We start from the raw sequence: 25,020 nt of genomic DNA, 5'->3' as shown, positions 1-25,020 counted from the left end.
CGTCGTTCCGGGTCGGGCCGCCGACTACACGAAGGCAGCCTGGCCCGTGATGGCGCGGCCGACGATGAGGGTGTTCACCTCGCGGGTGCCCTCGTAGGAGTAGATCGCCTCGGCGTCCGCGAAGAACCGGGCAACGCCCTTGTCGAGCACGATGCCGTTGCCGCCCTGCACCTCACGGCACCAGGCGACGGTCTCACGCATCTTCGCCGTCGCGAACGCCTTCGCCAGCGCGGAGTGCTCATCCCCACCGGCGCCGGCGTCCTGCATCGCCGACGCCTGCGTGCAGAGGGCGATCGACGCGGTGATGTTCGCGAGCGACTTCACGAGGAGGTCCTGCACGAGCTGGTGCGCGGCGATCGGCTTGCCGAACTGGATCCGCTCCCTGGCGTAGGACAGTGCGGCCTCGTAGGCGCCGACCGCGATGCCGATGGCCTGCCAGGCCACCTCGGTGCGGGTCAGGCGGAGCACCTCGGCGGTCGCACGGAACGAGTTCGCCCGCTGGAGCCGGCGGGACTCGGGGACGCGCACGTCCGTCATCACGATGTCGGCGTTCTGCACGCCGCGGAGCGCGATCTTGTCCTCGATCTTCGTGGCGGTGAAGCCCGGGGTGTCGGTCGTGACGAGGAAGCCCTTGACCTGCCCGTCGGCGACGTCCTTCGCCCAGATCACCACGACGTCGGCGAACGTGGCGTTGCCGATCCAGCGCTTCTCGCCGTCGAGGACCCACTCGTCCCCCTCACGGCGCGCCGTGGTCCGGAGGCCCTTCGCGGAGTCGCTGCCGGAGTACGGCTCGGTGAGGCCGAACGCGCCGATGAGCTCGCCCGCTGCCATGCGGGGCAGCCACTCGCGCTGTTGTTCCTCGCTGCCGGCGACCGCGATCGAGTTCATCGCGAGGCCGGACTGCACGCCGATGAAGGTGGCGACGCTGGCGTCGACCCGGCCGAGCTCGAGCGCCGCCCACCCGCGGTACACGGCGGAGTTCTCGAACTGCCGCACGAGCGGGACACCCGGCCCGTACATACCGAGCTCCGCGAGCGGCGCGATGACCTGCATCGGGAACTCCGCACGGGCCCAGTAGTCGTCGGCGATGGGCGCGACCTCGCGCTCGAGGTACTCCCGGAGTCGCCCGATCGACGCACGCTCCTGGTCGGAGAGCTGCAGCGCGAACCCGTAGAAGTCGGATTCGAGCAGGGTGGTCGTGGGCGTCGACGTTGACATGGGAACCACGATGCATCATTCTCGGAAACGTTGCAAGGGAGGAACGCGATGAGGACGTCGGATTCCGCTGTGCGCGCCTTCCAGGAGGCCCGCCACACCTTCATCGCCGGCGAACGGATCGACATGGGCGCGTTGGCCGCCTCGCTCGGCGTGGACCGCACGTCCCTGTTCCGGTGGGTGGGGAACCGCGACCGGCTGCTCTCCGAGATTTTCTGGTCCCTGGCGGTGCCGACGCTCGACGGCGCCGCCCGAGCTGCCGACGCCGCAGGATCCGTCGGAGCCGCACGCATCGTCGACGTGCTCGACCGGTTCACCGCGGACCTCATCGTGGCGCCGTACTTCCGCGCGTTCCTGACGCGGGAGCCCGCCCGGGCACTGCGGCTCCTCACCACCTCGTCGAGTGACGTGCAGAGCCGGCTCGTCAGCGTGGTGAGCACCATGGTCGAGGCCGAGCAGATGTCCGGCGAGTTCGACCCGGCGCCATTGTCCGCCGAGGAGCTCGCCCGGCTGCTCGTCCGGATCTCCGAGTCCTTCACGTACGCCGACCTGATCTCCGGCGAGACCCCCGACCCCGTCCGGGCCCGAGCCGCGTTCGAGTACCTCCTGCGCATCTAAAGTACCAGCGGATGCATTCAATCTGCTACGTTTCCCATGACGGACCAGGGGGTCCGTCCGCGTCAGCGATGACGCCAACTGATGGGGGAACCATGCACATTCGCATCATCACAGCTGCAGCCGCTCTCGTCGCAGCGGGTGCGCTCGCGGTGCCGACCGCCGCAAGCGCGACGCCGGGCACGACGACGACCACGAACACAGTGCTCGAGGAACACGGGATGGCCATCCCGCCTGTCGGCACCATCACGCCGAACTACTCCGTCTCACCGGAAGGCGGCGGATCGTGGACGTACGGAACGAACGGCCCGAACAACACCGCGTTCTCGAACTTCTACCACGCCTCGCGGAAGCACGGATCATCGGTCCAGAACGGTCGGGGACAGGTCGCGCGGAGCAGGGACACCCTCGGGGGTGCGACGGCGAAGTCATCCATCACGAAGACCTTCGCGGGCAACAACGCCTACTACCGGTTCGTCAAGTAGGCCGATCAGGACCCGCCTCCCGGATCGGCTGACGATCCGGGAGGCCACTGCATCGACATGCTCCGGACACTCATCGCGGGGAGCGTCGCGCTCGTCATCGGGCTCGCGTTCCTCGTCACGGCCGTCATCGACGACCTCGCCCCCGCCGGTTCCACCGACGTCATCACCGTCTGGAACGCCGACGCCTCGAACGACGGCGCCTTCCAGCGACTCGTGCGCGACGCCGCCGCCGAGCACGACATGACCGTCGTGAAGGAATTGCGAACGGACTCCGGCACCGGTGTCAGGCGTTCGGAGTACGTCACGAACCGCGGAGCCGCGCGCGGATTCGGCTCCCTCGACCACGATGTCGCGGGGTTCGACCCGACGCTCGTCACCAGCTTCAGGCCGCTCGCGGACCTGCCGGACAACCGGATCAACGGGATGTACGCCACCGATGCCGGCAGCGCGTCCGCCCGGGCGTTCGCATCATCGTTGAGCGACGCAGGTGTCGCGGTCACGGTCAACCCGCTGTCTCCCTTCTTCGTCTCACTCTGGGTCGTCAGCGAGGTACCCGCGATCCCACTCGCGGGGTGTCTCGTGATCTTGGTGGCCATCGGTGTCGCGGGGTGGCAGGCGTCCCGCCGCAACGCCGTTGCGATCGCTGCCGCGCACGGCCGTGGCGTCCTGCGATCGGCGAACCTCGACGCCGCGGTGATCGCCGCACGCGCCGTCGCTTGCGGTGTCGTCGGCATCGGTGTCGCTGCCACGGTGCTCACGATCGTCAACGGTGGGGCTCGACTCGGGACGTTCGTCTTCGCCGCGGGGATCGGCATCGTCGCGTCCTCGGTGTTCATGGCGTTCGTGACGCTCGCCACGGCGGTGATCCCCGCTGGCTCCATCGTGCGGAGCATCGCCGGCGAGCGTCCGTGGCGCACCCTGCTCACCATCGCGATGGTCGGCAACGTCGTCGCCCTCGCGCTGGCGTCCGGGGCTGCGGCCACCGCGTGGAGCAGCGTCGAGCTCGCGCGACACGACTCGTCGGAGCGTGGCACGTGGCACACATCGCTCGACGACGTCCGGATGACGTTCGAGTCGTCGTTGACCGAGTTGGACGCGGCAGAGGCCGACCTCGCCGGCGTGTACGAGCGGCTCGACGCCGCGGGATCCGCGATCCTCGCCGACCATCCGATCTCGCCGGATCTGAGGAGCCACGATCCGGACGCCGGTAACGTGCTCATCGTGAACGCGCAGTACCTGCGCGAGCAGCCCGTCCGTTCCCCCGGGGGCAGCCGGGTGACGCCCGATCAGCTCGAGCCCGAGGCGCTCACCCTGCTCGTCCCGGAGGGCGTCCGGCTGACGGGTGCCGAGCGTCGAGCGTGGCGGGACTTCCTGGTGTTCCAACGCGAGAACTCGACCGATCCCGGAGCCGTCCCCACCAGGATCGACATCGACGAAGTTCGCGTCGATGTCGGCAGGGTGTTCGACTACGCGACGGACGACATCGCCGCCACCAGCACGCTCGAGTCCCCCGTCATCGCCGTCCTGCCGGCTGCGACGGTCTCCATGTCGGAAAACTACCTGACTGCGAACATGACGACCGGTGAGATCGTGTTCACCGACGAAGCAGCGCTTCGTTCGGACGTGGCGGCGCACGGGCTGACCCGCATGGTCGCCACGATCGAGCCGCTGCGGGACTTCGTGACCTACCGATCCGCCGTGATCGACCGCGGACTCCGGCACGCAGTCGCGGCGCTCGTCGTGGTCCTCCTCGTGCTGCTGTGGTCCGCTGCGCTCACCGGTCGCGCGGTCAGGATGATCCGGAGTCGCCGCACGATGATCGGGCTTCTCCACGGCCGCCGGCTCTCCGTCGCCTCGGCCCCGGCCCTCGCACTCCCGGCGACGGTCATCACCGCATCGACCGTGGCGCTCACCGTCACCGGGGCACAGGCAAGCGCGCCCGCGGTGTTCGCGAGTGCAGCGATCGACATCTTCTTCGTGTCGGTCACGATCGTCCGACGACTTCACGAGGAGGAACTCCGATGAGCAACGTCCCCATCCGTGCGACGTCGATCAGCAAGGCGCACGGAGGGACACCGCTCTGGTCCGATGTCACGTTCGTCGTGCACGACGGCAGCTCGCTCGCGATCACCGGGCCGAGCGGGAGCGGAAAGTCGACGCTCCTGCGCTGCCTCGGGCTCCTGTCGCCGCTCGACACCGGCACGATCGAGATCGGCGGTCACGATGTGACGAACGTCCGCGGGCGGCAGCGCTCGGCGTTGTACCGAACGACGATCGGTCATCTGTTCCAGAACGGTGCACTGGAGGACAACTGGTCAGTCCGGCGGAACCTCGATGTCGCGTTCATCGGGTCGTCGACGAAGCGACCCGATCGAGCGCTTCTCCGGCGTGCCGCACTGTCGTCCGTCGGACTCGACCTGCCCGAGGGAGCACGGACGCACACGCTGAGCGGCGGTGAACGTCAGCGACTCGCACTCGCACGGCTCTTCATTCGTCGGCCGCCGGTCGTGTTCGCGGACGAGCCCACCGCTGCACTCGACGTCACCACCGGCGCGGACGTCCTCACACGGCTTTCGGAACTCCGAGATGACGGCGCTGCGATCGTCGTCGCAACACACGACCCGGCCGTGATGGCGTGGGCTGACGAAGGGCTCGACCTTTCTCCGAGAGGATGAGGGAAACCGATCGGAGACCGATGACCATCGACGAGTACCCGTTCCGCCGCACCTACCCCACCCGGTGGAACGACAACGACATGTTCGGGCACGTGAACAACACGATCTACTACAGCGCGATGGACAACGCCGCGACGTACTGGTTCCGGGAGCAGGCCGGCCTCGACCCGTTCTCGTCCGAGTGGATCGCCGTCCTGGTGTCGTCGAGCTGCCGGTTCGTCGAGTCCGCCGTGTGGCCCGACGTCATCGACGTCGGGATGCGGTCGAAGCACCTCGGGAACACGAGCCTCTCGTGGGAGTTCGGCCTGTTCCGGCAGTCCGACGGCGCCCTGCTCGCGACCGGCGAGTTCGCGCACGTCATCATCGACCGCGAGGGCGCCCGCCGCCCGATCCCCCTTCCTGCGGACCTCCGTGCCCTCGTCGAGGGCACGATGGTCGCCGTCGACGCCTGACCCCTGCGACGTCGCGCCCCCACACGGACATCGCACCCCGGTGTGGTGGGGCGCGATGTCCGTGGCGGGGCGCGAAGCTTGCCCCGGGGGCGCGCCTAGCTGCTCAGCGCCGCGAACTCGAGGTTGATGTCGTCGGGGTCCTGCACGGACAGGATCGTCATGCCGGCCTGGCCGAGCTCCGTGACCTCGCCGTGCTCGACCCCGGCGGCATCGAGTCGGGCGGCGGCCTCGTGCAGCTCGTCGACGGAGCCGACGACGAAGCTGACGTGGTCGAGCCCGACGGTGTCCGGGTCGAACCGCTGCCCGGCGGGAGCGACCGGCCGCAGGCCGAACACCTGGTCGCCGAGCTGGAACACGCAGCCGCCGTAGAAGCGCTCGCGGTCCTGCCGGATGCCCGGCTCGTCCACCTGGTCGCTGAAGTCGATCACCGGATCGGCGCCGAGCAGCTGCTGGTAGAACGCCTTGCTCCGGGCGATGTCGGTCACGGTGACCCGCACGTGGGCGAGTGCGGTCGGGCGTGCGATCGGTTCGGTCATGGTGGTGTTCCTCCGTGGTCGGACGGACGCCGGACCCCGGCGCCCCAACCGACACAACGCGCACGACCTCGGAGGCACCCGACTCCGCGCGGAGACCGGACACACGCCACGCCGCACAACCGAAAGCAGCTCGCACCACGGGATCCCGTGGTGCGAGCTGACTTTGGTTGTGCGACCGCCGGCACCCGCCGCGCGGCCGCAGCGCACGCCGCCGCGCCGCGCTAGAGCAGCGCGTCCGTCAGGTGGTTCGGCGTGCCGAAGCGGTGCGCCGTGATCGACACCGCCTGCTCGCGGAGGAACGGGAGCATCTCGAGGCGCCCGGCCTCGGTCACCGGCTCCGCGTAGACCGCGACGTCGGGGCGCCCCTCCACGGCCGAGTACAGCGCCGATGCGGATCCGCCGATGAGCCGCACGCGGGTCGACGGCCCGGCGGCCACCCGGGCTCCGAACGCCTCGTCGGACTCCGACGACACGACCGACCGGACGTTCGGCAGCGCGGCGATCGCCGGCGGCACGGGACCGGCCGACGAGACGTCGATCGTCGTCCCAGCACGGAGCGCAGCCGCGACGACCCGGACGAGCGACTCGACCGAAGCCGAAGCCGAAGCCGAACCAGAACCAGAAGCCGAAGCCGCCAACCGCACCTGCACCCCCGGGTACGGCAGGTACCGCGCGATGTTCCGCTCCGCCGACAGCGCCGACACGTCGGTCGCCACGCCGAACAACGACGTCCACGCGAGCTCGTCGGACGCGATCGCCCGCGACAGCGACGCCGACGAGATCCCGGAGGCCCGGACGAACGACGACACCGGCGCGGAGACGGGAGCCCCGGCGGTCGCAGCAGCGGGAGCCCAGGACCCGAGCCCGAAGAGGTAGTTCACGCCACCGGCCTTGGTGCCGGCCCCCACTGCGGACTTCTTCCACCCACCGAACGGCTGCCGGCGGACGATCGCCCCGGTGATGCCGCGGTTCACGTAGAGGTTGCCGGCGTCGATGCGGGAGAGCCACGTGCCGATCTCGGACGGGTCGAGCGAGTGCAGCCCCGAGGTGAGGCCGTAGTCGACCTCGTTGACGATGTCGATCGCCTCGTCCAGCGACGACGCGGTCATGACGCCGAGGACCGGGCCGAAGTACTCCGTCTTGTGGAAGTCCGAACCACGCTGCACGCCGCCGCGGACACCGGGGCTCCAGAGCTTGCCGGACTCGTCGAGGCGACGGGGCTGCACGGCCCAGCTCTGGCCGGGCTCCAGCGTCGTCAGCCCGTCGAGCAGCTTGCCCGCAGCGGGTTCCACGACCGGCCCCATCTGCGACGTCGGGTCGGACGGGTACCCGACGGTCAGCGAGGACACCGCGTCGATCAGCTGCGAGTGGAACCGGCGCGACTTCGCGACGGACCCGACGAGCACGACGAGCGAGGCCGCGGAGCACTTCTGCCCGGCGTGGCCGAACGCCGACGCGACGACGTCCTTCACGGCGAGGTCGAGGTCCGACGACGGCGTGACGATGATCGCGTTCTTGCCGGAGGTCTCGGCGAGGAGCGGCAGGTCCTGACGGAAGGAGCGGAACAGCGCGGCGGTCTCGTACGCACCGGTGAGGATCACCCGGTCGACGAGCGGCGACGCGACGAGCGCGGTACCCAGGGTCGATTCCTCGACGTCGACGAACGCGAGCACGTCAGCGGGAGCGCCGAGAGCGTCGAACGCGGTCGACATGACCGACGCCAGCACCGCACCGCAGCGCGCGGCCGGCGGCGCGGGCTTCAGCACGACGGCGGACCCGGCGGCCAGCGCGGCGAGCGTCGACCCGGCCGGGATCGCGACGGGGAAGTTCCACGGCGGCGCGACGAGCGTCAGGCGGGCGGGCGAGAACGCCGCACCGTCGACGTCGTCGAGGGAGGCGGCGAGCTCACCGTAGAAGTGCGCGAAGTCGATCGCCTCGGACACCTCGGGGTCGGCCTGGTCGATCGTCTTCCCGGTCTCGGCGGCCATCACCTCGATGAGGGCGGCGCGGTTCGCCTCGAGTGCATCGCCGACGGCGTGCAGCACCGCGCCGCGCGCGGCACCGGACCAGGTCCCCCAGACCGCGCCGGCGCTCTGGACGCGTTCCAGGACGGACGTGAGCTGCGACTCGGACGAGAGGCGAGCCTCCCGGACGCCCGATTCGCCGAGAGTCGAGGACGCGACCCGGGCCGTGATCGCGGCACCCCACGACCGGACCGCCGCGACCGAGGGGTCGCTGTCCGGAGTGTTCTCGAAGTGGCCGGGCGTGGGCCGGCCGACGGCGGCGTAGCGGTCCGCGACGCGGTGCGACGCCGGAGCGTCGAGACCGCCGGGCTGCGCCAGCGGTGCGAGGGACGCGCGGAACCGGGACTCCTCGCGGGCGAAGAGCGGCGGCGAGGACTGCAGCGAGAACACCGCGGACATGAAGTTGTCCTGCGACGCCCCTTCTTCGAGCCGGCGGATCAGGTACGCGATCGCGACGTCGAACTCGCCCGGGTGCACGACCGGCGTGTAGAGCAGGAGCGACCCCACCGTGCGGCGGACGGCGGCCGCCTGGCCCTGCGCCATGCCGAGCAGCATCTCGAACTCGATGCCGTCGCGGACGCCGCGCGCTCCGGCGAGCAGCCACGCGTGCGCGACGTCGAACAGGTTGTGCCCGGCGACACCGACGCGGACGTTGGCGACGCGGGAGGGGGTGAGCGCCCAGTCGAGCACCCGCTTGTAGTTCGTGTCCGAGTCCTGCTTGGTGTGCCAGGTGGCGAGCGGCCAGCCGTGCACGGACGCCTCGACCTGCTCCATCGGCAGGTTCGCGCCCTTCACGAGCCGGACCTTGATGCCGGCGCCCCCGCGGGCACGGCGGCCGGCCGACCACTCCTGCAGGTGCTGCATCGCGGAGAGCGCGTCGGGCAGGTACGCCTGCAGGACGATGCCCGCCTCGAGCTCGAGGAACGCCGGCTCGTCGAGGAGACGGGTGAAGACCGCGATGGTGAGGTCGAGGTCCTTGAACTCCTCCATGTCGAGGTTGATGAACTTCTTCGGCGACGAGTCCGCTGCACGCTGGAACAGCGGGCGGAGCTTGTCGACGATGTCGGTGACGGCGTGGTCGAACGCCCACGGCGAGTGCGGGTGCACCGTCGAGGAGACCTTGATCGACACGTAGTCGACGTCGTCCCGCGCCAGGAGCTTGTGGGTGCCCTCGAGCCGGCGGGCGGCCTCGCCCTCGCCGAGCACGGCCTCGCCGAGCAGGTTCACGTTGAGCCGGACGCCGTCCTGACGGATCTTCGCGATGGCCGGACCGAGCTTCGCGTCGGTCGCGTCGACGATGAGGTGGCCGACCATGTTCCGCAGCACGCGTCGGGCGATGGGGACGACGACCGACGGGAGGCTCGGTGCCAGTCCGCCACCGAGCCGCACCAGGCCGCGGAGCGCGCTGGGCAGGAACCCGGGAGCGTCCGGCGCGATGGCGCGCAGCTTGCGCGCGGCGACGCCGAGGTCCTCCGGACGGACGACGCCGTCGACGAAGCCGACCGCGAACGCCAGGCCCTTCGGGTCGGCGAGGACGCCGGCGAGCTGCTTCGCGGAGCCGTCGACGGGGTACGTCTCGGCCTCGGCCAGCCACTGGCGCACGAGGGCGACGGACGCGTCGGCGAGGTCGTCGTGGTCGGTCGAGGAGGCTGCGTCGGAGCGCGGCTGGACGTCGGTCATGGGATCAGTGTGTCGTCTGCGGTTTCGGTAGCGGAAGCGAATTGTTCTGACGCATACCGTGCAGTTGAACTACGCTTTCTCCATGCTCGACGTCCGCCGCCTGGTGCTCCTCCGCGAGCTCTCGATCCGGGGCACCGTGGCCGCCGTCGCCGAGGCCGCGAACCTCACCCCGTCGGCCGTCTCGCAGCAGCTCGCCGTGCTCGAGCGCGAGGCCGGCGTGCAGCTCCTCCGGAAGGCCGGGCGCCGTCTGCAGCTCACCCCGCAGGCCGAGGTGCTCGTGACCGCGGCCGGCGACGTGCTCGACACGCTCGACCGCGCACAGGCGTCCGTGGAGTCGACGCTCACCAGCGTGCAGGGTCGTATCCGGGTCGCGGTGTTCCAGTCGGCGGCGCTCGCACTGATGCCGACCGCGCTCCGGATCATGGCGACCGAGCACCCCGGCGTCCGCGTCGAGATGGTGCAGCGCGAGCCGGAGACCGCACTCAACGAGACCTGGGCGCGGGACTTCGACATGGTCGTCGCCGAGCAGTACCCCGCACACGCCGCACCGCGCTTCCCCGGGCTCGACCACCGCGACCTGACGACGGACCCGGTGCGGCTCGCGCTGCCGCCGGTCGACACCGCGCTCTGGCCGGTCGACTCGCTCGCGTCGGCCGCGGGACTCCCGTGGGTGATGGAGCCGCGCGGGGCCGCGTCCCGCCACTTCGCCGAGCAGACCTGCCGCCGCGCGGGCTTCGAGCCCGACGTCCGGTACGAGACCGCCGACCTACAGGCCCAGATCCGCCTGATCGAGTCCGGGAACGCGGTCGCGCTGATGCCGGACCTGGTGTGGGCCGGCCGCACCACCACGTGCCGGCTGCTGGAGCTGCCCGACCCCGCCCGACGGACGCTCTTCACGGCGCAGCGCCTGGCGAGCGCCGAGTCCCCGGCAGTGACGGCGTTCCGGGCTGCGCTGGAGCAGGCGGCCTCGGCCTCGCGGTCCTGAGGTCGCACCCCCAACCCTGGTCACATTCCGGTCACGCGATCCCCGCGGGCGCGCGGGTATCAGTACGATCCGATCACGCCTGAGGATTCTCGGCGAACTCTTATGATCCGGTCCCGTGACCGGACCTGAACACCCTGGGGGAACCCGTGCACCGCAGCACATCCGGCGTCCGACGCGCCTGCGCCGTCGGCACCACCATCGCGCTCATCGGCCTGACGACCGGCCTCGGCGTCTTCTCCGCGACGGCGGCGTACGCCGTCGATCCCGGCTCCGCGTCGTCCGTTTCCGCCGACCCCACCGACGCTGACGGCGGCGCGGCGGGCACCGGCGACGGCGCGCCCACGACCGACCAGACCACGGACGGCCAGCCCGACTCCGGTGCCGGTGCTGATGCCGGTGCCGGTGCCGGTGCCGGTGCCGACCAGACGAACCCCGGGTCCGACCAGACCGCCGGCGACTCGTCCGACCAGGGCACCGACGGTTCCGACGCGGGCAACACCGCCGGCAACACGGGCACCGGCGACGCCGACACGAGCACCGACGGCACGACCGGCTCGGGCACCGGCACCACCGGCACCACCAACCCGTCCGACACGGACCCGTCCGACACCGACGGCGGCGACACCACCGCCGTGGCACCCGCCCCCGTCGCTGCGACGATCAAGGGCGACGCGAAGGTCGGCACCGTCCTCGAGGCCAGCGCCGACGAGCTCGACGGCCCCTACGCCTACGCGTGGTCCCTCGACGGCGGCCCGGTCGTCTCGACGAAGACCTCGTACACGATCACGAAGGCCGACATCGGCAAGACGATCACCGTCGTGATCACCGGCGCCGACGACGCCACCGCCACGGCCACCACGGCCGCGGTCACCCAGGACGTCGCCTACGACGGCGCGACGTCGTACGACGCCCCCCGCACCATCGAGGTCACCGCCGGCGACACCATCGAGGAGTCCTTCGCGGTCGCGGAGGGCAGCGGCGACGTGACGTACTCGATCGGCTACTCCGACCCGGAGAGCGCCGACCCGAGCGACCCGGACGACTCCCCCGAGTCGTACCTGCCGTACGAGAGCGTCTTCGACACCACGACGGGCACCCTGAGCGGCACGCTGACCACCGCGAGCGCATACGACTTCACCGTCGTCGCGAGCAACGGCACCTCGACCGCGACCGAGTACGTCGAGGTCGTCGTCGACCCGGCCGCCGCCGTCGGCGTGCTGGCCCAGGCGATCAACACCTCGCCCGAGGACCTGTTCGAGAACGGCAAGCCCGCGACCGCCTGGATCATCAACTGGACCGGCGAGGTCGTCCAGATCGACATCCCCGCGGACATCGAGAACGACGACGTGACCATCACCCCGGGCGGCAAGCCCACCGTGAAGCAGGGCGGCTCGCTCTGGGTCGACGGCTCCCCGGTGGACCAGTACGGCAACCAGACCACCGACTGGGACGGCGAGGGCGAGTACCCGATGGCGACGGTCACGAGTGACCATGCCACCGACCAGGTCAGCGTGGACGAGGACACCTTCACGTCCAAGGTCACCTTCCCGCACGCGTCGACCCACGTCCTGACGGTGGCCGAGGACGGCCAGTCCGTCTCCTTCGCCGTCACGGTCGTGCCGACCGCGACCACCACCGTCGCCACGGTCACGCCGACCGCGACGTCCGGCGGCCAGACGCAGCAGCTCGCCTACACGGGTTCGGACGCCACCGGCGCCCTGCCCTGGGCGCTCGCGATGCTCGCCGCCGGTGCCGGCCTCGTCGGCCTCCGCGCGGTGCGTCGACGCGCCCAGCGCTGACCGCAGGCTCTGACCCCCGCACTGACCGACGGCACTGACCGCCGGGAGGCTCGACTCGGCCTCGCCAGACCACGCACGTGGTCCGGCGGGGCCGTTTCGTTCCGCACCCACGCCCGGCGGCGTCGGTAGCGTTGGCACCATGCCCACGCTGCTGCACGTCGACTCCTCCGCCGATCTCCGCCACTCCCGCTCGCGCGCCCTGACCGCCGCGTTCGCCGACGCCTGGCGTGCCCGGGGTCCGGAGTACACGGTCGTGGTCCGCGACCTGCACACGTCGCCGCTGCCGCACCTGGAGACCTCGGCGTTGCACTGGGCCGCCGGTGACCGCACCGCCGAGGAGTCGGTCGACCCCGCGGCGGAGGCCATCCGCCAGGACGTCATCGACGAGCTGCTCGCTGCCGACGTCGTCGTGGTCGGCGCCCCGCTGTACAACTACACGGTGCCCTCGAGCCTCAAGGCCTGGATCGACCGGATCCACGTCCCCGGGGTGCTGGCGGGCGATGTGCAGCCGCTGGCCGGTCGCCCGGTCGTGACCGTCGTCAGCCGCGGCGCCACCTACGACGCCGGAACCCCGACCGAGCACTGGGACCACGGCTCCCCCGTCCTCGAGCTGATCCTCGGGACCGCGCTCGGGATGCGGCAGTACCCGGTCACCGTGAGTGCCACCCTGGCCGACCGGCTGCCGGAGCTGGCTCCGCTCGCCGACCACGCCGCCGCCGAGTTCGCCGACGCGAAGACCACCCTGGAGCGCCTCGCCACCACCCTCTGAACCCGCGGGTGGTGGGCCGTCCGTCAGGACGCGTGCGCGAGCTGATGGACGCGCTGCGGTGAGACTCCGAGCACCGATGCGGTCTCGGCGTAGGTGTACCCGTCGGCCCGCATGGCGCGAACGACCTCGCGCGCCAGGGCGGCGGCTTCCGCGGCCTCGGTCCGAGCCGCCTCGGCCTTCCGACGCGACACCTCCCACTTCGCCCGGGTGTCGTCTGGGATGTCGAAGTGCACGTCGATCTCGACATCCGTCTCCGGGACGTCCAGCGTCAACGCGACGCATTCGCGCGCCATCCACGCCACGTCGGCCACGCGCCGCGCCTGCGTCGCTGCACCGGCAGCCGGGATGTCGATTGCCCACCAGCGGCCTTCTCGGTGCGCTCGTGCTTCGTAGACCGCCATGCTCACTCCGTTCATCGCCAGCTCCCCGGGGTGTCCGGGAAACGCTGCACCACCTGCCGGACCACGCCGGGACTGATCTCTCTGTGTCGTGGCAGCACGAGCCGGCCGTCGCCGTGCGGTCCACACCACACCTCGTGGCTGCCCTTGATGCGATCGAGCCACCAGCCCTTCGCCCGGAGGAACGTGGTCACGTCCCGGTGCCGCACTGCTCGAGCCACGGTATCAATTCCCTCTTGTCGTTGCCATCAAGGAGCACTAGATGTGCGCCCGTCACGACAACGCTACGAAGACCGCCGAACGCGCGAGACCGACACCGATGACCGGTGGAGAAGTGCCGCTCCGCCAGCGGCTGTGGAGGAGTCAGGCGGGGCGGATCTCGCCGGCGCGGCCGAGCAGGTCCGCGTGGAACGCCGTCTGCGTCAACGCGCTCGCGAGCAGGAAGCCCCGCATCGACTCGATCCCGCCACTGAACGGCACGCGGGACGCCACCGCGAACAGCGTCGGCGCATCGAGGGCGTCCAGGGCCTCGGCGACGTGCCGGCTCCGCTCCTCCCGGTGCCGCACGAGGGTCCGCGCGCGCGACACCACGTCCGCGAACCGGTACTCGTGCCCCGGGCAGACCTCGAGCGCCGCGTACCCGTCCAGCCGCGCGAGCGACGCCAGGTAGTCGCCGAGCGGGTTCGACGCCGTGCGACCGCCGAGCCCGATCCCGGAGTTGATCCGCGGCAGGACGTGGTCGCCGGTGAAGAGCAGCCCGTCGGGCTCGTCGAGGAAGCAGAGGTGCCCGGCGGTGTGGCCCGGCGTCCAGATCGCCCGGAGCGACCGGCCGGTCACGGGCAGCAGGTCGCCGTCGTCGAGGAGCACGTCCGCGTACGGCGGCTCCGTCGCACCGAGACCGATCCGACGACCGATCCCCCACGCGTCGCTCAGGCCGGACCGGAACTCGTGCGGCACACCCCACGTGGCGATGTCGGCCTCGTGCCGAGCGGCGTCGGCACGCTCGTCCTCGAGCGCGCGGACCTCGAGCCCGTGCATCGCGATCCGGGCACCGGAGGCACGACGGACGGCGGCGGCCGCGCCGAGGTGGTCGGCGTGCAGGTGTGTGACGGCGACGAGCCCGACGTCGGACACCGACCTGCCGATCTGCCGGAGCCCGTCGGAGAGCGCGTCGAGCGAGCCGTCCTCGCTCCACCCGGGGTCGACCACGGTGAGCACCCCGTCGGTGCCCTCGATCACGTAGACGAGCGTCGCGTCCGGGACGCCGAACCGGAACGGGACCGCGAGGGTCCAGATGCCCGGGCGGACCTCCTCGACCGGCGGCAGCACCCCCTCGGCGAGCGCGCGAGCCTGGACGGGACTGATCGGCTCCGGGGCGGGAGCTGCGGGGGGCGTCGTCACCCGGCCACTGTAACGACGCGACCGCCGGGCGGCGGCCACCTGGGCGGTGCGGACCGGAGCACCGCCGACGCGACCGGCGGGGCGGAGCCGACCCGAGCCTCCCGGCCGGTGTCGACCGGAGCACCTGTCGGACGTGACCGCGTAGACAGGACGCATGGAGATCGCACCGATGCTCGCCAAGGCCGTCCCGGACGTCCCGGAACCGGACAGCGTGAAGGGCGGCCTGCGCTACGAGCCGAAGTGGGACGGGTTCCGCGGCATCGTGACCGTCGACGGTGACGACGTCGAGATCGGCAGCCGCGGCGCCAAGCCGCTCACCCGGTACTTCCCGGAGCTCGTCGCCGCGTTCCGCACGCAGTTCGGCGGGCGGGACCACCCGGTGGTCCTCGACGGCGAGGTCGTGCTGCGCTCGGGCGAGCCCGGGAACGAGCGCCTGGACTGGGAGGCGCTGTCGCAGCGCATCCACCCCGCGGAGTCGCGGATCACGAAGCTCAGCGTGGAGACGCCGGCGCAGTTCGTGGCGTTCGACCTGCTCGCGGCGGACGGCGCCGGGCTGACGGACCTGCCGTTCGACGAGCGGCGCGCACGGCTGGAGGCACTGGCGGCGGACCTCGAAGACCCGCTGTTCGTCACCCGGACCACGCTCGACGTCGACCTGGCCCGCGAGTGGCTGACGACGTTCGAGGGAGCCGGACTCGACGGTGTGGTCGCGAAGCCGCGGACCCGTCCGTACGAGCCGGGCAAGCGCTCGATGCTCAAGGTGAAGCACCACCGCACCGCCGACGTCGTCGCGATCGGGTACCGCATCCACAAGAGCGGCACCGGCGTCGGCTCGCTGCTCGTCGGCCTGTACGGGGACGACGGGGAGCTGCGGCAGGTGGGCGGTGTGTCCGCCTTCTCGGACAAGCGCCGGGTCCAGTTGGTCGACGAGCTCGAGTCCGTCGTGCTCCGAGATGCGGACGGGAGGCCCGTCACCGGTGACGGGGAACGGTCGCGGTTCTCGTCGGGTCGCGACACGTCCTTCGTCCGCCTGCAGCCGTCGGTGGTGCTGGAGGTCCGCTACGACCAGATGGAGGGCGCGCGGTTCCGGCACACGGTGCAGTTCGAGCGGTGGCGGCCGGACCGCGACGCGCGCTCGTGCGGGTTCGAGCAGCTCGAGGTCCCGGCGGCGTACGACCTGCGGGACGTGCTGGACTGAGCCGTGCTTGCCGGCTCGTCGGGCGGCTCGTCGGGCCGCTCGTCAGGCCGCTCGTCAGGCGCTCGTCGGGCCGCTCGTCGGGCCGCTCGTCGGGCCGCTCGTCAGGCCGCGATGCGGAAGCCGATGTGGCTCATCCCGGTGTCGACCTCCTGTCCCCGCCTGGCGGCCGGTCGGTAGCGGCGGCAGTAGCTGTCGGCGCAGAGGAACGAGCCGCCCTTGACCACGCGGCGCTCGACCCCTGCGTGCTCGTCGGTCTCGGGCGCGCAGCAGTCGTGCGCGGTGGCGTGCTCGACGTACGGGTCGCTGGTCCACTCCCACACGTTGCCCGCGGTGTCGTGCAGGCCGTACCCGTTCGGCGGGAACGACCCGACCGGCATCGTGCTGCCGTACCCGCGGTCTGCGCGCCAGGGGAACTCACCGTGCCAGTAGTTCGCACGCGGGCCGCCCTGGGGGTCCGCCGCACCCGGCCGCTCGGGGTCGTTCCCCCACGTGAACTCGGCCCCGTCGAGGCCGCCGCGCGCTGCGTACTCCCACTCGGCCTCCGTCGGCAGGCGACCGCCCGCCCAGTCGGCGTAGGCAGCGGCGTCCTCGTGCGCCACGTGCACGACCGGGTGGTCGGCACGGTCCGCGATGGTCGAGCCGGGGCCGAACGGCCGACGCCAGTTCGCGCCGGGGGTCCACGCCCACCACTGGCTGAGGTGCCGGAGGTCCACCGGTCCGCTCGTCCCGGTGAAGACCATGGAGCCGGCGTGCAGGTTCTCCGGCGGGGCGCCGGGGAACAGTGCGGGATCGAGCGGCCGCTCGGCCACCGTGCGGTACCCGGTCGCCCGGGTGAACGCCGCGAACTCCCGGTTCGTCACGGGCTCCGGGGCGATCGCGAAGGTGTCGACCGTGACCCGCCGAGCGGGGGCCTCCTCCGGGTAGTGCGCGTCGGAGCCCATCGTGAACGTCCCGCCGGCGATGCCGACCATCGCGATGGTGTGGCGGGTCACGGTCTTCGCCGGCATCCTCAGTCGCCCGCCAGGAACGACTGCAGCTTGTCGACCGCCTGGTCGATGCTGAACGTCGCCGCGCGCTGCCGGGGCGGGAACTCCTCGAACGTGTCGAGGAACTCCGTCACCAGCGCCGTCGCCGCGAGGAGCAGGTAGTCGTTCTCGAACAACCAGTCGAAGTACGTGTTCGAGGTGACGTCCGCGCGTTCGAACGGGTCCGTCCGCAGGTTGTAGAGCTTCGGGACGCGGAGCGTGACGAACGGGTCGAACCAGACCTGCAGGGTGCCGGCGACCCGCTGCTCCATGAAGACGGCCTTCCAGTTGTCGAACCGGAGCGCGAGGACGTCGCCGTCGTCGGAGAAGTACACCAGTCCCGGCCGCGGCCCCTTCTCCGCAGCACCGGTGAGGTACGGCAGGAAGTCGTACCCGTCGATGTGCACCTTGTAGGTGCGGTCGCCGATGGTCTTGCCGGCCTTGAGCTCGTCGACCGTCGTGGTGTCCCCGACCGCGGCGAGGAACGTCGGGAACCAGTCGTGGTGCTGGATGATCGCGTTCGAGATCGACCCGGCCTCGATGTGCCCGGGCCAGCGGATCATCTGCGGGACGCGGAAGGCGCCCTCCCAGTTCGTGTTCTTCTCGCTGCGGAACGGGGTCATGCCGGCGTCCGGCCAGGTGTTCATGTGCGGCCCGTTGTCCGTGGAGTAGATCACGATCGTGTCGTCCGCGATCCCGAGCTCGTCGAGCTGGTCGAGGAGCGACCCGACCACCCGGTCGTGGTCGATCATCGTGTCGTGGTAGGTCGACTGCCAGCGGCCTGCCTGCCCGATGCTCTCCGGCTTCGGGTGGGTCCGGAAGTGCATGTGGGTGGTGTTCATCCAGACGAAGAACGGCGTCTCGGACTCGGCCTGACGCCCGATGAAGTCCATCGCGGCGTCCGCGAACTCCTCGTCGATCCGCTCCATCCGCTTCTTGGTCAGCGGGCCCGTGTCCTCGACGCGCTGCTTGCCCCGGCGGCCGTAGCGGCCGTCGACGGTGTCGTCGTCCTCGTCGGTGGCCCACGAGTGGATCACCCCGCGGGGACGGGCGCGGTCGTTGAACGCCGGGAACTCCTCGACCGACGGCCAGTTCGCGGACTCCGGCTCCTCCTCCGCGTTCAGGTGGTAGAGGTTCCCGTAGAACTCGTCGAACCCGTGCGCCGTCGGCAGGAAGTCGTTCTTGTCGCCGAGGTGGTTCTTGCCGAACTGGCCGGTCGCGTACCCGTGGGGCTTCAGGACCTCGGCGATCGTCGGGTCCTCGAAGCGGAGCCCGAGGTCGGCGCCGGGCATGCCGACCTTGCTCAGCCCGGTCCGGAAGACGCTCTGCCCGGTGATGAACGACGAGCGGCCAGCCGTGCAGCTCTGCTCCCCGTACGAGTCGGTGAAGCGCATCCCCTCGTCCGCGATCCGGTCGATGTTCGGCGTGCGGTACCCCATCAGCCCGTCGCTGTACGCGCTCAGGTTCGTGATCCCGATGTCATCGCCCCAGATCACCAGGATGTTCGGCTTGTCCTTCGGCATCGCGCCCTCCTCGGTTCGTGGCGAGCACGGCGTCGGCGCCAGCTCGCGGTCCTGGGGAGCCTGCTCGTCCGGCGCTCGACACGGGCCACCCAGTGCGGGTGAGATCCCGTTCCTCACCCGTTCGGGGTGGCGGCTCCCGGCCCGAACCGCAGCACGATGATCGGCACCACGGAGGTCGCACCACGCAAGGAACGAGGACCCATGGGCCGGAACCACTCGCTGCGCTCGACGATCGCGGCCGTCACGGTCGCGCTCCTCGCCCTCGGCGCCGTCGCCACGACGGCGGTCCCCGCGATGGCCGCCGATCCGGCAGCGCTCGAGGTGAACAAGCTGGTCGACGGCGGGAAGAGCGCGACCGTCGGTCCCGGTGACGAGTTCACGTTCACCATCCGCCTCGGCTGCGACGACGCGGACTGCGTCAACGCACGGATCGACGACACGATCCCGGTACAGCTCGCCGGGTTCCCGATCGTGGACCTCAGCGCGAGCCCGCCGAACCCGGCACCGCCGGCCGCTCCGGACTGGGTCGTCTCGCACACCGGCTGTGGCGGCACACCGCCCACCGTCGTCACCGCCGATCCGCCCTGCGTCGGCACGCTCCAGTTCGTGCAGCCGCTCGCGGACGGGTCCCAGGGGCTCGCCGCCGGCCAGGCCTACACGCTCACGGCGACGCTCCGCGTCCCCGACGACCTCCCCCCGACCTGGGCGTACAACGGCACCCCGATCACGAACACCGGCACGGGCACCGCCGACAACGCGGCGACGACGTCGAGCGGCGCGACGATCACCGTGGACGTACCGACCACCGTCGACGTCGACACGACGAAGGGCTGGACACCCACGAGCGAGCGGTACTCACCCGGGGTCACGTCCACCGTCGACCTCTCCGCGACGAACACCTCGAACACGCCGGCGAGCTCCATCGTCGTCCAGGACCCGGCGGACGCCGCGGACGGCGCGACGGCACTCGCCGCCACGAACCCGTTCCGGTACGTCGACGTCGCCGGACCCGGTACCGTCACCCTGCCGGCGGGCGCCACCGCGGTGCAGGTCGACGCGTACGTCCTCGACCCCGCGACCGGCACGTACCACTGGGTGACCGGGACGCCAGGACCGGCGGGCTCGGCGGCGTTCCCTGCCGGGGTCGACCCCGGCGACGTCGCCGGGGTCCGGTACACCTTCACCGGCGACGGCGGCGCCGTGCTCACGCCGGGAGCCCCGGCCGCGGCGGTGCACGTCGACGTCGCCCAGCGCGAGACCGAACGCGGCACCGATACCCCGCTCGGCGCGGGGTGGACGCTCACCAACACCGCCGACGCCACCGTCGCCGTGCCCGGGCAGGACCCGGCGACCGAGAGCGCGTCCGCCGACCACACCGTCACCCCGACGACCCTGGCGGCGGACGTGACGAAGAGCATCACACCGGCACGTCTCCCCGCCGGCGCATCGGCGGCCGGGATCATCACCGCGACGAACACGTCGGACGGCCCCGTCGAGCAGCTGCGGATCAGCGACCTCGACTACTTCACCGAGGACGTCTCGTTCGCCGGGTTCACGAGCCCGCTGACCTACCCCGCGACCGCGTCGGGTGCCGACGTGGTCTGGCACTTCAGCGACGGCACGACGCGGACCGATCCGTTCGCCGACGGCGACACCCCCGCACCCGCAGCGCCGGCGGGGACCTTCGTCACCGGGTTCGAGCTCGTGTACGACGGTCCGGTCGACGCCGGCGCGACCACGACGGCACCGTTCGGGATCGACACCGCCGCCGACGCCGCCGACGCCGGGACACTCCGGACCACGAACGCCGCCCGCGCCGTCGTGGCCAACGGCGACGCGACCGCGGACGACGCCGCGTCCGCACCCCTCGACGTGTTCGCTCCGGACATCGAGATCGCACTGACGAAGGCCCTCAGCCCGCAGGAACCGATCGCACCGGGAGGCACGGTCGTGGCGCAGCTCCCGGCGACCACCAGCACGGACTCCGCGTTCGTCACCCCGACGACGATCACCGTCGAGGACGTCGCACCCACGCCGCACGACCAGAGCTCCTTCTGGAACGCGTTCGACCCGGTCGCGATCGCGCCGACGCAGGTCCCCGCCGGCACCACGCTCACCATCGAGTACACGACCGACGACGGCGACACGTGGCAGCCCCTGCCGATCGACGGCCTCCCGGCAACCGGCCCGACGAGCTTCTCCGGCACGATCCCCGCGGACCTGCAGGGCGAGGTCACCGGGCTCCGGTTCGAGTTCACCGACCCGGACGGCTTCCCGCAGGGCACCACCGTGCAACCCAACGTCGTCGCACAGGCACGGGCGGACCAGCGCTGGGGCGGCGACCCGACGAGCACCCCCGACGCCGGCCCCACCACCTACACGAACCACGCCACCGCGCAGGGCGAGGGCAGTGTCGACGGCGGCACCACCATCGTCAGCGACCCCGCCGAGGCCGACGCCGACGCCGCGATCGAGTCGGTCACCGGCGACGGCAGCACCATCGCCGGGAAGCGGTGGACCGACACCGACTTCAGCACCGACCGTGCCACCGTCGACAGTCAGTCCGGTGCCCAGGTCGGGACGGTCCTGCAGTGGGGAGCCCGGACGACCGGCACCTCGGCGATCACCGTCACCGATCCGGCCGGCAACGCGGACGACCCCGCCGACACCGTGTTCCAGGCGTTCGACCTCCGCGCGATCGCCCCGGTGCCGACGAGCGTCGACCCGCTCTGGCGCTGGGACACCGTCGCGTCCGTCGAGCTGTTCAGCGGCGGGACCTGGTCCACGGTCCCGGCACCGGCCACGGGCTGGGTCGACGGCAGCGGCTTCGTCGGGTACACGCTCTCCGCCGACCAGAGCGCCGTCACGACCGGCGTCCGGATCACCGTCGTCCCGAACGACGACGCCCGAGCGTCGAGCACCGACCCGACACGGCCGGTCCCGGGCTCCGGGATCGCCACCAGCACCACGCCGCGACCGTTCGACCTCACCTGGCAGCTGCGGAACGTCCTCCGGGTGCCGGGGGACGCCGGCGACCGCTGGGTGAACGGCACCACCGAGTACGACCTCAGCACCGCGGGGTCGATCCGGAACACCGTGCAGGTCAGCGCGACGACGGACGACGGCGTGGAGACCGCGTCCGCATCCGACGACCTCGTGATCCTCGACCGTCCGCCGCTCGTCGGCGTGACCAAGGCCTCCGAACACGACACCGTCACCGTCCCGGCCCGCGGTGACGTCGACCCGGGCGACTACCCGACGGACGACGTCACGGTCACCGCCAGGAACGGCTCCGCGTCCCGCGCCTCGTACGTCCGCGTGACCGACCCGATGCCCTGCACGCCGGCGTCCCTCTCCGACTGCACGAGCGACCCGGATGCCTGGGCGGCGGACCCGTTCGCCGATGCCGGGTACACCACCAGCAACCCGTTCGAGCGGTTCACGCTGACCGGTCTCGACTTCGCCTTCGACGCGAGCGAGGTCGATGCCGACGCGTCGACGGTGACGCTGTTGCACCGCGCCGACGACGGGACGACCTCGACCAGCACCACGTCGATCTCGGGTGCCAGGGCCGCCACCGCCGCCCAGCTCGCCGACGTCGTCGGTGTCAGCGTCGTCTACCAGGGCACGGACCCCGCGGAAACCGGCGGGACGATCTCGTCCGGCGACGCGCTGACCATGACGATGCACACGCAGCTCCGCGCCACCCTCCGGAGCTTCCCCGCCGTCCCCGTCACGGTGACGACCGTCACGAACCGGGCCTTCGCGCAGTCCTACGACCCGGTCCTGGCTCCGTCCGGACAGACGAGCACCCCCACCGACTCGGCGGCTGCCGACGTCGTCCTCGTCCGCGGGGTCCTCGACGCCACCGCCACGAAGACGTTCGACCCGGACACCCTCCTCGAAGCCGACCGGGCGGACACGGTCGACGTGACGCTCACCGGTGCGCAGGGCCCCGACGCGACCGTCGCGCCGGACACCGTCACGGTCGAGGACACGGACACCGGCTTCTGGAACGACGCGCGCCTCGTGTCCTTCTCCCCCGACGACGTCACGTTCCCCGCCGGCGCCGACCGCGTCCGGGTCGACGTCCGCTCCGACGGCGGGTCCACATGGCAGCTCGGCACGGCCTCGGCGACGGCGACCCTGCCGACGTCCGACCTCGCGGCGATCACCGGCATCCGGTTCGTGTTCGACCGTGCCGACGGCGACGTCCTCTCCCACGCCCGCCCGCCGACACCCTGGACCGCCACCGCGGTGCTCCACGTCCGCGTGCTCGACACCGCCCGCGACGGCGACCCCGTCCCGTTCCCCGGGACGATCGACGACACGACCACGGTCACCGCGCACCGCACCGACGACACCCTGTTCCCGGACGCGACGGCGACCGGCACGGACGAGCTGACGCTCGACCCGGGGACCCGGACCCTGGACATCGTCAAGGCCCCGGCGAACGACCAGCACACCGTGGCGGTCGGCTCCCCCGTCCCGTGGACCATCACGATGCACAACACGGGGACCGGCATCATCACCCTGCCCTCGGTCCGCGACGAACTGCCGGACGCCCTGAGCTGGGACGGCACCGACCCGACGTTCAGCACCAGTGCCGGCGGGACCCTCGCCACCACCGTCACCACCGCCCGGGCCGACGACGGGGCCATCGTGTTCACCTGGCCGACCGACGGCGACCGGATGGCACCGGACGAGACCTTCACGATCACCATCCCGCTCGTCCTGCAGCCCGGACTCCACGAGGGCGAGCGCACGACGAACACCGTCGTCGCACGGACCGGCGCGGCGCTCGACGGCTGCACGAACGACTCCGGCAACGGCCAGGGCATCGTTCCCGACCTGCCCGCCGACCAGTGCGGCACGACGAACTACGTCCAACCGACGCCCGGGCCCGCCCTCCGCACCAGCAAGGCCGTCCGCGGGGACGTCGTCGATCCGCTGGTGTCGGGCGCATCGGACCCATCGGACCCCACCCGCTCCTGCACACCGGACGCTGACGGCTACTTCCTGCCGCCCTGCGTCGCCGAGACCCGGGTCGGTGGGACCGACCAGTGGCGTCTCGCCGCGACGAACACCGGCACGGTGGACCAGACCACCGTGACCTTCGTGGATCCGCTCCCGCAGCCCGGCGACGTCCTGCTCGCGACCGGCTCGGCGCGCGGCAGCACCTACCGGCCGGTCTTCGACGGCACCTTCGGGGTCGAGATCACGGCGCCGGCCGGATCGACCACGAGCTGGCAGGTCACCACCGACCCGACGGTCTGCTCGAGTGCCGGTGGGACCACGTGGACGTCGGATCCGACCTGTGCCGCGAACACCTGGACCGACAGCGCCGACTACTCCGGCGACTGGCACGCGGTCACCGGCATCCGCATCCTCGTCGACGCCGCCGCAGCCGGCGGGGTCGTCCCCGGTGGCTCGGTGTCCGCCGACTACCGCACCGTCGACGAACCCGCGTCCGCCGCCGACCCCGACGGTGTGCCGGCGACCGTCCCGCTCGCGGACGCGATCGCGTACGACCAGGTCGGCACCACCGCCACGCTCGCCGACGGCGGACTGCCGATCTCGCAGGCGCCCGTGAAGGTGGGAGTCGCACCGACGGCCGGCGCGATCCTCGTCCGGAAGCACGTGACCGGCGCCGGCGCCGATCGTGCGCCGACCCGGTTCACGGCGGACGTCCGGTGTTCCGTGGCCGGCGTCGAGCTCGACCTGGGCGACGCGGCACAGCTGGAGCTCACGGCGGCGAACGGGTTGGAGGCACGGGTCGACGGCATCCCGGTGGGCGCCGACTGCGTCGTCACCGAACACGGCGCAGCAGGGGCGTCCGGCGAGGACTCCCGCACGGTCACGCCGGGCACGGTGCGGATCCTGGTCCGGTCGACGCCGGACGAGGCCGTTCCGGATCTGCAGGTGGTGACGATCACGAACACCTACGACTTCACGCCGACGCCACCCACGCCGCCGACGCCGCCGGCCCCGGCGCCGACGCCGTCGTCGGGCGGGACGGGCACCGGCGGGGGTGGCTCGTCGGGGACCGTGACCGGCTCGGGGAACCTGGCGTTCACGGGGATGGACGGTGCCGGCGCGATGTCGATGCTCGTCGTCGCAGCGCTCGCACTCGGCGCGGGACTCGTCCTGCGGCGTGCCGCACGCCGTCGCCGGTGATGCCACGAGCGGGCCGGAGCCCGGCCCGCTCTGTCCGATCTCCGTCAGTAGTTAGACGTCCTA

Annotated in this window: 18 protein-coding genes; 10 read left to right on the top strand and 8 right to left on the bottom strand. The window is 71.7% G+C overall.

Annotated features, from left to right (window positions below; genetic code table 11):
• Positions 1-24 precede the first annotated feature (24 nt).
• Entirely contained in the window at positions 25-1,218 is a 1,194-nt protein-coding gene (locus EDF55_RS00620) for an acyl-CoA dehydrogenase family protein (RefSeq protein ID WP_123653030.1), read from the bottom strand.
• A gap of 69 nt (positions 1,219-1,287) precedes the next feature.
• Here EDF55_RS00620 and EDF55_RS00615 point away from each other — a divergent pair, with 69 nt between their 5' ends.
• The 5 genes from EDF55_RS00615 to EDF55_RS00595 all read left to right on the top strand — a co-directional run bounded on the left by EDF55_RS00615 (position 1,288) and on the right by EDF55_RS00595 (position 5,442).
• Positions 1,288-1,833, top strand: a complete 546-nt coding sequence (locus EDF55_RS00615; RefSeq protein WP_260235664.1) for a QsdR family transcriptional regulator — start codon at positions 1,288-1,290, stop codon at positions 1,831-1,833.
• Between the two features lie 92 nt (positions 1,834-1,925).
• Complete coding sequence (locus EDF55_RS00610; RefSeq protein WP_185017014.1) at positions 1,926-2,315, top strand: lactococcin 972 family bacteriocin; 390 nt, start codon at positions 1,926-1,928, stop codon at positions 2,313-2,315.
• Between the two features lie 57 nt (positions 2,316-2,372).
• On the top strand, positions 2,373-4,340 hold the full coding sequence (locus tag EDF55_RS00605) for a hypothetical protein (protein WP_123653027.1): 1,968 nt from the start codon (positions 2,373-2,375) through the stop codon (positions 4,338-4,340).
• Complete coding sequence (locus EDF55_RS00600) at positions 4,337-4,990, top strand: ABC transporter ATP-binding protein (protein WP_123653026.1); 654 nt, start codon at positions 4,337-4,339, stop codon at positions 4,988-4,990. The genes EDF55_RS00605 and EDF55_RS00600 overlap by 4 nt, the downstream gene beginning before the upstream one ends.
• 20 nt (positions 4,991-5,010) lie before the next feature.
• Positions 5,011-5,442, top strand: a complete 432-nt coding sequence (locus EDF55_RS00595; protein ID WP_123653025.1) for a thioesterase family protein — start codon at positions 5,011-5,013, stop codon at positions 5,440-5,442.
• Positions 5,443-5,537: 95 nt separating this feature from the next.
• Here the strand turns inward: EDF55_RS00595 and EDF55_RS00590 are convergent, their stop codons facing one another.
• Both EDF55_RS00590 and EDF55_RS00585 read right to left on the bottom strand, forming a co-directional pair.
• Positions 5,538-5,978 (bottom strand): VOC family protein, encoded by a 441-nt coding sequence (locus tag EDF55_RS00590; RefSeq protein ID WP_123653024.1) that lies wholly within the window; start codon positions 5,976-5,978, stop codon positions 5,538-5,540.
• Between the two features lie 221 nt (positions 5,979-6,199).
• Positions 6,200-9,682, bottom strand: coding sequence for a proline dehydrogenase family protein (locus tag EDF55_RS00585; RefSeq protein WP_123653023.1), 3,483 nt, complete (start codon positions 9,680-9,682; stop codon positions 6,200-6,202).
• An 82-nt stretch (positions 9,683-9,764) separates the two neighbouring features.
• On the opposite strand from EDF55_RS00585, the gene EDF55_RS00580 reads away from it, so the two are divergent.
• From EDF55_RS00580 to EDF55_RS00570, 3 genes are all read left to right on the top strand, one after another.
• Positions 9,765-10,667: a LysR family transcriptional regulator gene (locus tag EDF55_RS00580; RefSeq protein ID WP_123653022.1), complete on the top strand. Its 903-nt coding sequence runs from the start codon at positions 9,765-9,767 to the stop codon at positions 10,665-10,667.
• Between the two features lie 146 nt (positions 10,668-10,813).
• Complete coding sequence (locus tag EDF55_RS00575; RefSeq protein ID WP_123653021.1) at positions 10,814-12,466, top strand: hypothetical protein; 1,653 nt, start codon at positions 10,814-10,816, stop codon at positions 12,464-12,466.
• A gap of 139 nt (positions 12,467-12,605) precedes the next feature.
• Positions 12,606-13,235, top strand: a complete 630-nt coding sequence (locus tag EDF55_RS00570; RefSeq protein WP_123653020.1) for an FMN-dependent NADH-azoreductase — start codon at positions 12,606-12,608, stop codon at positions 13,233-13,235.
• A gap of 23 nt (positions 13,236-13,258) precedes the next feature.
• On the opposite strand, the gene EDF55_RS00565 is transcribed toward EDF55_RS00570, so the two are convergent.
• From EDF55_RS00565 to EDF55_RS00555, 3 genes are all read right to left on the bottom strand, one after another.
• The gene (locus EDF55_RS00565; RefSeq protein ID WP_123653019.1) at positions 13,259-13,636 is read right to left on the bottom strand and encodes a sigma factor-like helix-turn-helix DNA-binding protein; all 378 of its coding nucleotides are present in this window, start codon (positions 13,634-13,636) and stop codon (positions 13,259-13,261) included.
• An 11-nt stretch (positions 13,637-13,647) separates the two neighbouring features.
• Complete coding sequence (locus EDF55_RS00560; RefSeq protein ID WP_221180708.1) at positions 13,648-13,854, bottom strand: type II toxin-antitoxin system HicA family toxin; 207 nt, start codon at positions 13,852-13,854, stop codon at positions 13,648-13,650.
• A gap of 142 nt (positions 13,855-13,996) precedes the next feature.
• The gene (locus EDF55_RS00555) at positions 13,997-15,034 is read right to left on the bottom strand and encodes an MBL fold metallo-hydrolase (protein WP_185017012.1); all 1,038 of its coding nucleotides are present in this window, start codon (positions 15,032-15,034) and stop codon (positions 13,997-13,999) included.
• Between the two features lie 154 nt (positions 15,035-15,188).
• On the opposite strand from EDF55_RS00555, the gene EDF55_RS00550 reads away from it, so the two are divergent.
• Positions 15,189-16,232, top strand: a complete 1,044-nt coding sequence (locus EDF55_RS00550) for an ATP-dependent DNA ligase (RefSeq protein ID WP_123653017.1) — start codon at positions 15,189-15,191, stop codon at positions 16,230-16,232.
• Positions 16,233-16,333: 101 nt separating this feature from the next.
• Here EDF55_RS00550 and EDF55_RS00545 read toward each other — a convergent pair whose 3' ends face one another.
• Positions 16,334-17,203, bottom strand: a complete 870-nt coding sequence (locus tag EDF55_RS00545) for a formylglycine-generating enzyme family protein (RefSeq protein ID WP_221180724.1) — start codon at positions 17,201-17,203, stop codon at positions 16,334-16,336.
• 38 nt (positions 17,204-17,241) lie between these two features.
• Complete coding sequence (locus EDF55_RS00540; protein ID WP_123653015.1) at positions 17,242-18,780, bottom strand: arylsulfatase; 1,539 nt, start codon at positions 18,778-18,780, stop codon at positions 17,242-17,244.
• A gap of 156 nt (positions 18,781-18,936) precedes the next feature.
• Here EDF55_RS00540 and EDF55_RS00535 point away from each other — a divergent pair, with 156 nt between their 5' ends.
• Positions 18,937-24,957: a DUF5979 domain-containing protein gene (locus tag EDF55_RS00535; protein WP_148079022.1), complete on the top strand. Its 6,021-nt coding sequence runs from the start codon at positions 18,937-18,939 to the stop codon at positions 24,955-24,957.
• Positions 24,958-25,020: the final 63 nt, after the last annotated feature.

The organism is Curtobacterium sp. ZW137, assembly GCF_003762905.1.
Classification (GTDB): Bacteria; Actinomycetota; Actinomycetes; order Actinomycetales; family Microbacteriaceae; genus Curtobacterium.
The sequence above is the reverse complement of the archived record's forward strand: the minus strand, read 5'-3'. Positions and strand labels throughout refer to the sequence as shown.